10 protein-coding genes and 1 rRNA gene are annotated in these 13,859 nt (G+C 33.0%); 7 read left to right on the top strand and 4 right to left on the bottom strand.

The genetic code is table 11. From position 1 onward, the window contains the following. The first annotated feature begins 18 nt into the window (after positions 1-18). Positions 19-128, top strand: a 5S ribosomal RNA gene (rrf, locus tag ACHRVX_RS23200). Between the two features lie 485 nt (positions 129-613). Here rrf and ACHRVX_RS23195 read toward each other — a convergent pair. The 3 genes from ACHRVX_RS23195 to ACHRVX_RS23185 are packed head-to-tail and all read right to left on the bottom strand — an operon-like array spanning position 614 to position 3,240. Continuing rightward, positions 614-1,633, bottom strand: a complete 1,020-nt coding sequence (locus ACHRVX_RS23195; protein ID WP_395336811.1) for a proline iminopeptidase-family hydrolase — start codon at positions 1,631-1,633, stop codon at positions 614-616. Positions 1,634-1,681: 48 nt separating this feature from the next. Then, positions 1,682-2,326 (bottom strand): endonuclease III domain-containing protein, encoded by a 645-nt coding sequence (gene nth, locus ACHRVX_RS23190; RefSeq protein WP_395336808.1) that lies wholly within the window; start codon positions 2,324-2,326, stop codon positions 1,682-1,684. A 47-nt stretch (positions 2,327-2,373) separates the two neighbouring features. After that, a complete protein-coding gene (locus ACHRVX_RS23185) occupies positions 2,374-3,240 on the bottom strand; it encodes an alpha/beta hydrolase (RefSeq protein WP_395336806.1) in 867 nt (288 codons plus the stop codon). A gap of 136 nt (positions 3,241-3,376) precedes the next feature. On the opposite strand from ACHRVX_RS23185, the gene ACHRVX_RS23180 reads away from it, so the two are divergent. From ACHRVX_RS23180 to ACHRVX_RS23155, 6 genes are all read left to right on the top strand, one after another. Continuing rightward, on the top strand, positions 3,377-4,804 hold the full coding sequence (locus tag ACHRVX_RS23180) for a glycogen synthase (protein ID WP_395336803.1): 1,428 nt from the start codon (positions 3,377-3,379) through the stop codon (positions 4,802-4,804). After that, complete coding sequence (locus tag ACHRVX_RS23175) at positions 4,794-6,074, top strand: glucose-1-phosphate adenylyltransferase (protein WP_395336801.1); 1,281 nt, start codon at positions 4,794-4,796, stop codon at positions 6,072-6,074. The genes ACHRVX_RS23180 and ACHRVX_RS23175 overlap by 11 nt, the downstream gene beginning before the upstream one ends. A 54-nt stretch (positions 6,075-6,128) precedes the next feature. Then, positions 6,129-8,033 carry a 1,4-alpha-glucan branching protein GlgB gene (gene glgB / locus ACHRVX_RS23170; protein WP_395336799.1) on the top strand — a complete coding sequence of 635 codons (1,905 nt, stop codon included), beginning with the start codon at positions 6,129-6,131 and terminating at the stop codon, positions 8,031-8,033. Between the two features lie 201 nt (positions 8,034-8,234). Beyond that, the gene (locus ACHRVX_RS23165; RefSeq protein ID WP_395336797.1) at positions 8,235-10,634 is read left to right on the top strand and encodes a glycoside hydrolase family 31 protein; all 2,400 of its coding nucleotides are present in this window, start codon (positions 8,235-8,237) and stop codon (positions 10,632-10,634) included. 87 nt (positions 10,635-10,721) lie between these two features. Next, positions 10,722-11,534 carry a M48 family metallopeptidase gene (locus ACHRVX_RS23160; RefSeq protein WP_395336795.1) on the top strand — a complete coding sequence of 271 codons (813 nt, stop codon included), beginning with the start codon at positions 10,722-10,724 and terminating at the stop codon, positions 11,532-11,534. Positions 11,535-11,711: 177 nt separating this feature from the next. After that, entirely contained in the window at positions 11,712-13,010 is a 1,299-nt protein-coding gene (locus ACHRVX_RS23155; RefSeq protein WP_395336792.1) for an MFS transporter, read from the top strand. 88 nt (positions 13,011-13,098) lie between these two features. Here the strand turns inward: ACHRVX_RS23155 and ACHRVX_RS23150 are convergent, their stop codons facing one another. Next, on the bottom strand, positions 13,099-13,833 hold the full coding sequence (locus tag ACHRVX_RS23150) for a head GIN domain-containing protein (protein ID WP_395336790.1): 735 nt from the start codon (positions 13,831-13,833) through the stop codon (positions 13,099-13,101). Between the last annotated feature and the right edge of the window lie 26 nt (positions 13,834-13,859).

Raw genomic sequence — 13,859 nt, 5'->3', positions numbered from 1 at the left:
ACTTTAGACTAACAACCTTAAGGTGGTTATTGCGGCGGGGCTCACCTCTTCCCATCCCGAACAGAGTAGTTAAGCCCGCCTGCGCAGATGGTACTGCAGTTATGTGGGAGAGTATGTCGTCGCCTTTTTTTATAAAATCCTCATCATTTATTTGATGAGGATTTTTTTGTTTAAAACCAAAATTCAAGGCTTATTAAAATTTAAACCTTCTGGGGGAGCCGAAATTCAGATCAAGACGAAAACGGATCAACACGAAAACCTGTGGAGTAGCAAAAATTAAGCATAAATATTAGTTAGCCTAAAAAGGAAGTATTCCACATTCCTAACACCTCTGAATTTTGATCTGAATGCTTTTATTTTTGCATTAAAAGATTCTTGCTGAAGCATCGTACTTTAATATCAAAATAGTTTGATAGTTATTATAATTGTTAGGGAGATTTTTATTGCGTTAGGAATAGAGGCGGTATCCTTTTGTGGGAAAATAAAATCTCTTTAAACAAGCAAAATTATCTCCCACAAAAGATATAGCCGAAAGCCCGACCCGGAGGGTAACGCCCAAATTATTTTTATAATGTTTAATGTTGTGATATTTAAGATGTTATTTTTTGTAGTGCTAGAATTTATTACTGTCAACATCTTTGATAAATTGAATAACTCCTTTCATGAAAACTTCCTGGTCATCCCACATAGCAAGATGACTTCCGTTTGGACAATATAAAAAGCGTCCTTTTTGAACTAATTTACTTTGTTCTTGCATCGCTTTTGGATCCATTGTGTCATATTTTGCTCCAATCATTAGTGTGGGAATTGATAGTTCGTGCAGACGATTTTTGATGTCCCATTTCGCTAAACGACCACTAATTCCAAATTCGCTTGGTCCTTGCATCATCGTGTAAATTTCTCCATTAACATGTTTACTGGCACGATTTAATCCGTCTGGCCATTCCTTTAGTCTGCATAGATGTTTGTGATAGAAATTCGGAATTAAAAGTTCCATATATCTTGGGTTATTGAAATCTTTTTTAGTTTCTAACGACCTTATTTCTGCTAATATTTCTGGTTTCATCTGCTTTGAAAGTACTTTGTCTGCATATTCACCGTAATCTGGTGCGCTGGCAACCATATTTGAAACAAGAAGTCCTTTTAGATTTTGCTGATATTTTAAGGCATATTCCATTGCAAGGATTCCTCCCCATGAATTTCCCAGGACATAAAAATTAGAATTATCGGCTCCAATTGCTTTTCGTACTTGTTCTACTTCTTCAACAAAACGCTCTGTTTTCCATAAACTGCTGTCTTTCGGCTGGTCACTATAATAGGAACCAAGTTGATCATATTCGTAGAATTCAAATCCTTCTCGTTGAAAAAATGTTTCAAAGCACTCCATATATTCATGTGTCATAGCCGGACCTCCATGTAATAGTAGTATTTTTATTTTTGGATTATTTCCAAACCGTTTTGTCCATACTTTAAATTCACCTACCGGGGTTTTAATTGGAATCATTTTTACTCCAGCTGATTCTACATTGTTATTTTTCTCATATGTAAAATAATCTGAAAGGGTTTCTGTTTTGTTTTCTTTTTTACAAGAGATTGTGAGGACTATTAGTAAGAGGAGTAAAATCGAACGCATAATATTGGTGGAGTTAAAAAAGTTACATTTTTAATTTTAAGATAAACTTTATATGACCTGAGTTAAATAATAATGACAGACATCTGTTAATTCACATTCTTCACATTTGGGCTTTGGTCTGCAAATTTCTCTTCCATGAAATGATATTGCCATTCCAATTTCTGACCAAATAGATTTTGGGAGTACTTGCATTAATTCTTTTTCGACTTTATTTCCGTCTTTGCTTTCTTTTATGATACCAATTCTTGGCGCAACTCTAATAACATGTAAATCGGCAATAATACCTTCAACCGGCTGATTGGTTTCTCTCATGATAACATTCGCAGATTTTCGACCGACACCTTTTAATGCGGTTAAACCTTGCATAGTTAATGGAATTTCTTCGTCATTTTTGATTGTTTTTGCAATTTCTAATAGCCATCCAGCTTTTGTGGGATAATTTCGGACTTTACTTATGTAGGGTATAAATGTTTCAGAATTAGTTTTTGATAAACTTTTAAGTGTTGGAAATTTCTCAAATAAAGCAGGAGAAATTTTATTTATATTAGCATCCGAATCCTGCGCTGATAAAACTACCATAACCAATAATTGATAGGTGCTTTTATAGTCTAAAGGATGTGTTTTTCCTTTGTATTTTTTTAGAATAGGCTTTAGTTTAACTGCCCAATTTGATGTTTCTCCAAATAAATCCATCTTAGCTCTTTTTTAAGTTGAATAATAAAAATATAACTATCATAAAGTTAAGCACTTTTAATAAAATCAATGATTTTTTTTATAACATTTTGATTTCCTAAAATTTTTCTGTGTCCCAAACCGTCTGTAAGGAATAAACTTCCGTTTTGGAGATTTTCATGAATGTGAATTCCTGCTGTTACCGGAACTTCGGGATCATCATTATCATGAATTACTAATACAGGAATTTGAATTTTTTGCGCTGCTCTGTAAGCTGAAAAATCATCCATTTTGACTTTGTATTTGTCCTCAAAGCGATCACGTAATCGTTCACTGATTTCTCTTTTTAAACCTAATTTGGAAATAAATTCTTCTAAAATATCCTGCACAATATCTCCACTGCCAATAATAATTGCTTTGTCGATCTTTAAGCCGTCTTTGATTGCATTGAGAACAGACATTCCGCCTAATGAATGACCAATTGCACTTTGAAATGGACCAAATTGTTTTTCAATTTCTAATATAGAAGCTATAAATTCAGACATTATAGTTGTCTTTCCTTCCGATTTACCATGTGCCGGAGCATCAAAACTTACCACTGAATATCCGTTTTGCAGAAGTTCATCAGCTATTTTAAATAATTGAGTTCCACGTCCTGACCAACCGTGAATTAATAATATTTTATGTTTACTTTTTCCGTATTGGTATGTTATAATGCTTTTATTAATTGCCGGTATAAAAATTTTATTTTTAACACTTTTACGATCCATTTCAAACTCTCGTTTGGGAACGTTATGTTTTATTGGGCTTGTAAAAAGTTTTGCAGCAAATGTAGTTACTAATTTAGGGGAAATAAAAGCAAGTATTTTACTGGATAATATAATTATTCGCGGAATTTTTAAAGATTGAGTAGGATTAGTATTATTTTTTGCCATATCAATAAATTTTTTCTTAAGTCTTGATTTTATTTATTTTTTCCTAAATTTAGGAAACATAAAAGTAGCACATTAATAAATGTCTGCTAAAAAAAACAATCATCAAATTAGTTTTAATAATTACTTAAATTTCTACATGGAAATATTTCATATAAGTGCAGAATGTTATCCTATGGCAAAAGTTGGTGGTCTTGCAGATGTTGTAGGGGCTTTACCAAAATATCAAAAAAAAGCTGGTCATCATGTTCGGGTTGTTGTTCCGTGTTATGATACAAAGTTTAGAAATGAAAATGATTTTGAATGCGTTCATTGGGGTAATGTGAAACTGGGTAATTTTAATTTTCCGTTTAGTGTTTTAAAGGAAACAACAGATAAACTTGGATATGAATTGTATCTAATAGAAATTAATGAATTGTTTAATCGCCCAAATGTATATGGTTATGAAGATGATATTGAGCGATTTTTATCATTTCAAATTGCAGCTTTAGATTGGATTTTAGCACGCAAAACAGTGCCGGATATTATTAATTGTCACGATCACCATACGGGTATAATTCCGTTTTTAGTTAAATATGCTTATAAATATGAAGGTTTAAGAACTATAAAAACGGTTATAACAATTCATAATGGTTTATATCAGGGCTGGTTTGGTTTTGACAAATTGCATTATTTGCCGGAATTTGATTTGATTCACGTTGGCTTTCTGGAATGGGATAATTCATTAAATTCCCTAGCGGTCGGAATTAAATGTGCTCATGCGGTAACGACTGTTTCGCCGAGTTATCTTAACGAAATAAATATCTCTGCTAATGGTTTAGAATCTTTATTTAATTCGGTTCGTAGTAAATCAAAAGGGATTTTAAACGGGATTGATTTTGAAGTCTGGAATCCTGCAAAAGATCAAATGATTGTGGAGAATTATAGTATTGATACTATTGAAACAGGAAAGCAAAAGAACAAAGAAAAACTTTGTGAACAATTTGAATTAGATTCTACAAAGCCATTATTTAGTTTTATCGGGCGCTTATTTGAGGAAAAAGGCGGTGATTTATTACCTCATGCTTCAGCACTGGCATTGTCTGAAAATTTTGAAAATATCAATATTCTAATTTTAGGATCAGGAAATGCTGCTATTGAAGCACAATTAATTCAGTTGAGAAATGACTATAATGGCAATTACAATGTATTTATTGGGTACAATGAAGAATTAGCACATTTGATTTATGCCGGATCAGATTATATTTTAATGCCCTCAAGAGTAGAACCTTGCGGTTTGAATCAGATGTATGCTTTGCGTTACGGCACTGTTCCAATCGTTAGGCGAACAGGAGGATTGCGTGATACAGTAATTGATTTTGGAGATAACGGAAACGGAATTTGCCATGATCAGGCTTCGGTTGGAGATATTTGCTATTCTATAAATCGTGCCGTGAAATTGTATGATGATAAGATAAGTTTTAATGAAATAAGAAAAAGAGGAATGGCTATTGACCATTCCTGGGAAAGAGTTTGCAAAGAATACATTGACATATACACCTTAATAATTGAGAAAAATGAAATTTAAAAAGAAAAATGTTGTTGCTATTATTTTAGGAGGAGGACAAGGATCGCGTTTGTTCCCATTAACAGAAACCAGATCAAAACCGGCAGTTCCAATTGGTGGAAAATATAGATTAGTAGATATTCCTATTTCAAATTGTATTAATTCTGATATTTTTAAAATATTTGTTTTGACGCAGTTTAACTCAGCATCTTTAAATGCGCATATTAAAAACACTTTTAATTTTAGTATTTTTAGTCAGTCATTCGTTGATATTTTAGCGGCAGAGCAAACTCCGGATAATCCAACATGGTTTCAGGGAACTGCAGATGCTGTTCGTCAATGTATGTCGCACTTTTTGAAACATGAATTTGATCATGCCTTGATTTTATCAGGGGATCAATTGTATCAAATGGATTTTAACGAAATGCTGGAAGCACATATTGCAGCAAATGCAGAGATTTCGATTGCAACTTTACCGGTAAATGCTAAAGATGCACCTGAATTTGGAATTCTTAAAACCAATCATGAAAGTTGTGTAGAAGCTTTTATAGAAAAACCAGATGCATCATTATTGCCTGAATGGGAATCTGAGGTAAGCGAGCACATGCAGGAAAAAGGGAAAAAGTATTTGGCATCGATGGGAATTTATATTTTTAACCGTCAATTGCTGGAAGATTTAATGTCTGATCCTCATACGAAAGATTTTGGAAAAGAAATTATTCCGCACGCAGTGGGAAAACATAAAATACTAAGTTATCAATATGAAGGATATTGGACAGATATCGGAAATATAGAATCCTTTTTTGAAGCTAATATTGGTTTAACGGCAGATATTCCTGAGTTTAATTTGTTTGATAATGATAACAAAATTTTCACAAGACCAAGACTATTACCGCCATCAAAATTTAGAAATTCCATTATCAATCAATCTTTGATTTCAGAAGGATGTATTATTAATGCCAAAGAAATTAAAAGTTCTGTAATAGGTATTCGTTCCAGAATAGGTGTAGGAACTGTGCTTGAAAATTGTTACGTAATGGGTAACGATTTTTATCAGGATCTGGATGAAATGAATAATGAAAGTACCATTAATAAAATTCATGTTGGAATTGGTGAAAATTGTTTTATAAACAATGCTTTGATTGATAAAAATGTCAGAATAGGAAACAATGTTCATATTAACGGAGGAAAGCATCTTGATAATTTCGCTAACGAATTATATAGCATTAAAGATGGGATTGTCGTGATTAAAAAAGGCGCGGTTCTCTCTGATAACTTTAGAATTGAATAAGTTTTTTAAAAAATCCAGTAATAAAATCCCAAATTCCAATTAGAAAAAACAAATATGAATAAAGTTATCACGCATTCTCTATTTACTGATTTTGATATTGATTTATTCAAAGCAGGAAAACACTTCAAATTATACGAAAAATTAGGAGCGCATTTAGTTGAAGTTAATGGAGTAAAAGGTGTTTATTTTGCTGTTTGGGCTCCAACGGCTCAATCTGTTTCAGTTGTTGGTGATTTCAATTATTGGACACAAAGTGAACACTTATTGCAAGTGCGCTGGGATTCTTCCGGAATTTGGGAAGGTTTTATTCCAGATCTTGCAAAAGGATCACTTTATAAATATAAAATTGAATCGAGCATTAATGGTCTTGTTACTGAAAAAGCAGATCCATTCTCGTTATATTGTGAAAAGCCGCCTCATACTGCTTCAGTTGTTTGGGATTTAGAGTATAACTGGAAGGATGAAAACTGGATGCAAGTTCGTCAGGAAAAGAATGGTCTAGACAAACCTTATTCAGTTTATGAAGTGCATCTGGGTTCCTGGAAACGTGGTGAAAATAATCGGTTTTTAACTTATTTAGAGTTTGCGGATGATTTGGTAAATTATGTAAAAGAAACTGGTTTTACCCATGTTGAATTTATGCCTGTAATGGAATATCCTTATGATCCGTCGTGGGGATATCAATTGACAGGATATTTTGCTCCGACTTCACGTTTTGGGAAACCTCAGGATTTTATGGTTTTAGTAGATAAATTACATCAAGCCGGAATTGGCGTAATTTTAGACTGGGTTCCATCGCATTTTCCTGATGATGCACATGGTTTGGGATTCTTTGATGGTTCTCATTTGTATGAACATCCGGATCGCAAAAAAGGATATCATCCGGATTGGAAAAGTCTTGTATTTAATTACGGGCGAAATGAAGTTAGGGCATTTTTAATTAGTAATGCTGTTTTTTGGTTACAGCATTATCATGTTGATGGTTTACGCGTTGATGCAGTAGCTTCGATGTTATATCTTGATTATTCCAGAAAAGAAGGCGAGTGGGAACCTAATATTTATGGCGGAAGAGAAAATTTGGACACAATTAGTTTTCTTAAAGAATTCAATGAAGTAATCTATGCTAATTTTGATGGAGTTCAAACTATTGCAGAAGAAAGTACCTCTTTTCCGATGGTTTCCAGACCAACTTTTACTGGCGGTTTAGGTTTTGGAATGAAATGGATGATGGGCTGGATGCACGATACTTTGAAGTACTTTCAGAAAGAAACTGTTTATCGAAAATACCATCAAAATGATTTGACGTTTTCAATGACTTATGCTTTTACCGAAAATTTCATGCTTCCGTTTTCACATGATGAAGTTGTTTACGGAAAAAAATCTGTTGCCAATAAAATGCCTGGTGACGAATGGCAGAAATTTGCCAACTTAAGATTATTGTATGGTTATATGTTTACGCATCCCGGAACCAAATTACTTTTTATGGGATCTGAGTTTGGGCAAAGCGATGAATGGAATTTTGAAAAAAGTTTAGATTGGCATTTATTGCAATACGATTATCATTCAGGAATTAAAAAGATTATTACAGATTTGAATCAACTCTATAAATCGCGACCTGCTTTGTATGAAAAACAATTTAGCGGAGAAGGTTTTGAATGGATCAATTATTCAGATCATCAAAATGCGGTTTTATCCTATATTCGAAAAGGAAATAATGCTAATGAAAATGTAATTGTAGTTTGTAATTTCACTCAGGTAGTTCGCGAGAATTATAGAATTGGAATTCCACAAAAAGGAAAATTAGAAGAGATTTTTAATAGTGACGCTGTGATTTATGGCGGAAGCGGCCTTGGAAATTCTAAACACCTAAAAATCGATAACATATCTTATGATGGCAGAGACTATTCTGTTGAATTAATATTACCACCTTTAAGTGTAACCGTTTTTTCTTTCGTTTAAAAAATAAAGGCTGTTTTTTAAAGTATTAATTTATCAATTTATTGTTTTTAAATTATCAAATTGTTTATTTTTCGAGCCTGAATTTGGAACCCTTTCAGAAATAACGTTTTCGTGAATAAACCTTATATTGATAGTGGTTTAAACGGTTTTTTTGTATGTTTGGAATTGAGATAATATTCGATTAATTAATTCATTAGCGTTATGATTACAAATACATCATTAGAATACAAGGGCGATTTATATCCATCAAAAATTGTTTCGTATGAACATGAAGGTGATACAATTTTTTTTCATACTGCTAATAAAGTCATCTTAAAAGTTACCATACTCAGAGATAGTTTAATCCGATTTCGTTTTACTACGAAAGGATATTTTAGTAATGATTTTTCCTATGCTATCGATAAAACGCAGTTACACGGATATAACTTTTTAGAACTTACAGAAGAAGAAACTTATTTCCAGATCAGAACCAGTAAAGTAAAATGCAATATTCAGAAAATAGATCTTCGTTTGTCTATTTACGATTTAAATGATCTTTTGATTCTGGAAGATGAACTAGGGTTTCATTGGGAAGAAAGTTACGAATATGGCGGCAACATTGTAAAAATGAGTAAATCATCTAAGGATGGGGAATGTTTTTACGGTCTTGGCGACAAAGCGACTCAAATGAATTTAAAAGGCAAAAGACTTGAAAATTTTGCTACAGATCAATATGCTTATCAAAAAGAACAAGATCCATTATATAAGGTAGTTCCGTTTTATATTGGTTTACAAAATAAACAATCTTACGGAATTTTCTTTGACAATACTTTTAGAACTTTCTTTGATTTTTGTCAGGAAAGACGAAACGTTGCCAGTTTTTGGGCAGAAGGCGGTGAAATGAATTACTACTTCATTTATGGTCCGCAAATGCAGGATGTGGTAACAACATACACTGATTTAACAGGTAAGCCTGAGTTACCACCGCTTTGGGTTTTAGGATATCATCAATGTAAATGGAGTTATTATCCGGAAAGTAAAGTTAAAGAAATTACTTCAAAATTTAGAGAATTAAAAATTCCCTGCGATGCCATTTATCTGGATATCGATTATATGGAAGGCTTTCGATGTTTTACATGGAATAAGGATTATTTCCCGGATCCAAAAAGAATGGTTGCAGAATTAGCCGAAGACGGCTTCAAAACTATTGTAATTATAGATCCCGGAATCAAAATTGACAAAGATTATTGGGTTTATCAGGAAGCTTTAGAAAAAGATTACTTCTGTAAAAGAGCTGATGGACCTTATATGAAAGGTAAAGTCTGGCCGGGGGAATGCAATTTTCCTGATTATACAAATCCCGCAGTCAGAGAATGGTGGGCAGGATTATTTAAAGAATTAATTTCAGATATTGGTGTCAAGGGAGTTTGGAATGATATGAATGAACCTGCGGTTATGGAAGTTCCTAATAAAACTTTTCCAATGGATGTTCGTCATGTTTATGATGGAAATCCCTGCAGTCATAGAAAAGCACATAATATTTACGGAACTCAAATGGCAAGGGCGACGTATCATGGTGTAAAACGATTTACGTATCCTAAACGTCCTTTTGTAATTACAAGATCTGCTTATTCAGGAGCACAGCGTTATACATCATCGTGGACGGGAGATAATGTAGCGACCTGGGAACATTTATGGCTTGCCAATATTCAGGTACAAAGAATGAATATTTCCGGAATGGGATTTACAGGTTCAGATATTGGAGGTTTTGCTGAACAGCCAACTGGCGAATTATACGCCAGATGGATTCAGTTAGGTGTTTTTCATCCATTTTGCAGAACGCATTCTTCAGGAGATCACGGCAATCAGGAACCTTGGGCTTTTGATGAAGAAGTAATTAATATTACCAGAAAATTTGTGAGTCTGCGTTATCAGTTATTACCCTATTTGTATACCATGTTCTGGCAATATATTGAAGAAGGAATCCCAATGTTAAAACCTTTGGTTTATTATGATCAGGATGATACACAAACGCATTATCGCAATGATGAATTCATCTTTGGAAATCAAATATTAGTATGTCCTATACTTGAACCTAATGCTGTAGGCAGACGTATGTATATTCCAAGAGGTGAATGGTATAACTACTGGACAAATGAATTTACAACAGGCGGAAGAGAAGTATGGATTGATACTAAATTTGATGAAATTCCTGTTTTTATAAAAGCGGGTGCAGTAATTCCAAAATATCCGGTTCAACAATATGTGGGTGAACTTGAATTTGATGAATTAACGCTGGATTTGTACTTTAAAAACGGAAAAGAGAAATCAGTAGTTTACGAAGATGCTCAGGACGGTTATGATTATAAAAAAGGACGTTACAGCTTTTTGTCGTTTAGAACTATCGGTAAGGAAAAAGAGCTTATTGTTCAACTTCATAAAGAAGGAAAATTCGATACGCCTTACACAAAATATAAAATCAATTTAATTGGATTGCCTTTTAAAGTAACAGAGATTGAAATTGATAACGAGAAAATAAGTTTTGACAGATTTTCTTTTGAAGAAAATAACTTCTTAATTGTTGATAAAGAGTTCAATGAGCTTCATATTGTTGGCGAATAAGGAAATTCTGATACTATTTTAAAAAATTATATAAAATATGAGATATTATTAATTGTATTTTTGTGAGTGTTAAAAAATATAAAAATCATGAAAAAACATTTAATATTAGGAATTTTTACAGCTATTATAATAGGTGGTTGTGCAACAAATCCTGTTACAGGAAAGAAAAATTTAAATTTTGTTTCAAACAGTGAATTATTTCCTTCGTCTTTTCAACAATATAATGCTTTTATAGCAGAAAATAAGGTAATTACTGGAACTGCAGATGCAAAAAGGGTAGAAGCAGTAGGAGCGAGAATTAAAAGCGCGGCCGAAAAATATTTGACTTATTTAGGTCAGGCACAATATTTAAGTGATTACAGATGGGAATACAAATTAGTAGACAATAAAGAAGTTAACGCATGGTGTATGCCAGGTGGTAAAATAGTTGTTTATTCAGGAATATTACCAGTTACTCAAAACGAAGCCGGTTTAGCGACTGTTATGGGACATGAAGTTTCGCATGCATTAGCAAATCACGGTGCACAAAGAATGAGCGCAGCACAGTTACAGCAAATAGGCGGAGCAGCTTTGGGAGCAGCCACAAGCGGAAAATCTGAATCAACGCAACAAATTTTTGCTCAGGCTTACGGACTTGGATCTGAAGTAGGAGTAATGCTTCCGTTTAGCAGAAGCAATGAAACCGAAGCGGATAAAATAGGTTTGACACTTATGGCAATTGCAGGTTACAACCCGGATGATGCAATCTCATTCTGGACAAGAATGTCGGCTAAATCAGGGGCGGCAGGAACTCCGGAATTTATGAGTACGCACCCATCTGATGCTTCAAGAATTGCAAATTTAAAATCGTTAATTCCAGAAGCCAGAGCTATGGCATCAAAAGTAGGCGTAATCAGATAAAGTAAATATTTAGTTATTCAGTAATAATTATAAGCTATTCTAAATTTTAGAGTAGCTTTTTTTATGTAAAATCACCATTTAAAAAGTTTATAATTTATTAATATACGATTTGTCAATTTTCTATTTGATTATGATTAAAAATGGATAAATTCGTAGCCTGTTAACAAAACCATTTCTATGAAAGATTTACAAAAGGGAGATAAAAAATTATTAAACGCATGGGCATTTTACGATTGGGCAAATTCGGTTTATCCGTTAGTAATTTCATCAGCCGTTTTCCCCATTTTTTATGAAGCATTATTTTCAAAAAGAGATCATTACATAGATGTTTTTGGAATGAATCTTAAAAATTCTGCTTTAATCAGTTTTATTACTGCTTCTGCTTTTTTAGTAGTTGCTTTTATTTCGCCATTATTATCAGGTATTGCCGATTATGTTGGAAATAAAAAGGCATTTATGAAATTCTTCTGCTATATGGGCGCTTTGTCCTGTATGGGTTTATATTGGTTTAACCTCGAAAATATATATGTTGGCTTACTTTTTTATTTTTTAGGATTAATTGGTTTTTGGGGGAGTTTGGTTTTTTATAATTCCTATTTACCGGATATTGCTTTTCCTGAACAACAAGATAAATTAAGTGCCAAAGGATATTCTCTGGGATATGTAGGAAGTGTTATTTTAATGGTCATTAATCTTGTAATGATTATGGGTGCCGAAGGTGGTGAGGCTAAAATGGCAGCAATGCGATATTCATTTTTAATGGTTGGAATCTGGTGGATTCTTTTTAGTCAATATACGTATTATTATCTGCCAAAAGGAAATAATAATAAGAATCAAAAAGTAACCAAAAATGTCCTTTTTAATGGTTTTTCAGAATTAAAGAAAGTTTGGAAATTACTTGAGCAAAATATTTCATTGAAACGATATTTAGGCAGTTTTTTCGTTTACAGTATGGCAGTTCAAACTGTTATGATTGTTGCAACTTATTTTGGGGCACAAGAAATTAAATGGAGTTCTGAGAGTGAAAGTACTACAGGTTTAATTACCTGTATCTTATTAATACAATTAGTAGCTATTCTTGGCGCTTTTTTAACATCTCGTGCTTCTGCAAAATTCGGAAACATCCCCACATTAATTGTTATCAATTGTATATGGGTTGTTCTTTGTATTATGGCTTATTTCATAACATTACCTATTCATTTTTATATAATGGCGACTTTAATTGGTTTTGTAATGGGAGGAATTCAGGCATTATCACGTTCTACATATTCTAAATTACTACCTGAAACAGAAGATACTGCCTCTTTTTTTAGTTTTTATGATGTTTCAGAAAAAATAGGAATCGTAATTGGTATGTGTGTTTATGGAATAATTGACCAAATTACAGGAAGCCCAAGATTTGCCATTGTAATTTTAGCCTTGTTTTTTGCAGTTGGAGTATTATTGTTACGCAGAATACCAAAAAAGGCACTTTAAATTAATAAAGTGCCTTTTCGGGGATTTAAGTTGTCATAGAGTTTGACAAACCTGATAATTTGATTGATGACAGTTTTTTTTCTGATAATTATGCTTTTGAAATATTTCCTGAACCGGAGACTTTTACATCACGTTTTTCAGGACTTCCTGTATATTTTATATCTCCGGAACCCGAAACTCTTGCTACTAGATTTTCATTACAATTTACGCGGCTATTTCCTGAACCAGTAACGTTTGCATCAACGTTTTTAGTTTTTAAATTTACTGCATCAATATTTCCTGATCCTGAAAGTTTACTGGTGAATTTATCAGTATTTCCTTTTAAATGTGCATTTCCTGAACCACTTAGATTTAATTCTAAATTAGTAGTATCAAATGCTAAAGTAAAATTGCCTGAACCGGATAATTTTGCAAGAAATTTATCGTTTTTGATTGTATCTATCGATTTAATATTTCCTGAACCCGAAAGATTTAATTCGGATATTTTCTCAAACGGAATTGTAACCTGAATTTTTTTACCTCCGCTTGGTCGGATCTTGGAGCCTTTTTGATTGTAAATTTTTAAAACATTATCTTCTACTTCAACTTTTACATACAACATCAAATTTTCCTCGCCTTTGATCGTTATTTTTCCTTCTTTACCTGCTACTAGATCTACATCAAAAGAGCCGGAGACTTTTATTGCATCATAATCAGCAGTTGTTCTTGTGTCTGTTGTAACTTTGCCGTTACCTGTTATTTTCTCATTTGATGACCATTGAGCATTGGCGATCGAGCTTACTAAAAAAGCGCTGCAAACTAATAATTGAATTGATTTTTTCATTGTTTTGATTGATTTATGATGTTGCT

The sequence above is a fragment of the Flavobacterium sp. FlaQc-47 genome, assembly GCF_044006475.1.
Classification (GTDB): Bacteria; Bacteroidota; Bacteroidia; order Flavobacteriales; family Flavobacteriaceae; genus Flavobacterium.
The sequence above is the reverse complement of the archived record's forward strand: the minus strand, read 5'-3'. Positions and strand labels throughout refer to the sequence as shown.

What these genes read in the sequence shown, in the direction of transcription:
- ACHRVX_RS23195 (WP_395336811.1), bottom strand. Translation starts at nt 1,633, where the DNA reads ATGCGTTCGATTTTACTCCTCTTACTAATAGTCCTCACAATCTCTTGT.
- nth (WP_395336808.1), bottom strand. Translation starts at nt 2,326, where the DNA reads ATGGATTTATTTGGAGAAACATCAAATTGGGCAGTTAAACTAAAGCCT.
- ACHRVX_RS23185 (WP_395336806.1), bottom strand. Translation starts at nt 3,240, where the DNA reads ATGGCAAAAAATAATACTAATCCTACTCAATCTTTAAAAATTCCGCGA.
- ACHRVX_RS23180 (WP_395336803.1), top strand. Translation starts at nt 3,377, where the DNA reads ATGGAAATATTTCATATAAGTGCAGAATGTTATCCTATGGCAAAAGTT.
- ACHRVX_RS23175 (WP_395336801.1), top strand. Translation starts at nt 4,794, where the DNA reads ATGAAATTTAAAAAGAAAAATGTTGTTGCTATTATTTTAGGAGGAGGA.
- glgB (WP_395336799.1), top strand. Translation starts at nt 6,129, where the DNA reads ATGAATAAAGTTATCACGCATTCTCTATTTACTGATTTTGATATTGAT.
- ACHRVX_RS23165 (WP_395336797.1), top strand. Translation starts at nt 8,235, where the DNA reads ATGATTACAAATACATCATTAGAATACAAGGGCGATTTATATCCATCA.
- ACHRVX_RS23160 (WP_395336795.1), top strand. Translation starts at nt 10,722, where the DNA reads ATGAAAAAACATTTAATATTAGGAATTTTTACAGCTATTATAATAGGT.
- ACHRVX_RS23155 (WP_395336792.1), top strand. Translation starts at nt 11,712, where the DNA reads ATGAAAGATTTACAAAAGGGAGATAAAAAATTATTAAACGCATGGGCA.
- ACHRVX_RS23150 (WP_395336790.1), bottom strand. Translation starts at nt 13,833, where the DNA reads ATGAAAAAATCAATTCAATTATTAGTTTGCAGCGCTTTTTTAGTAAGC.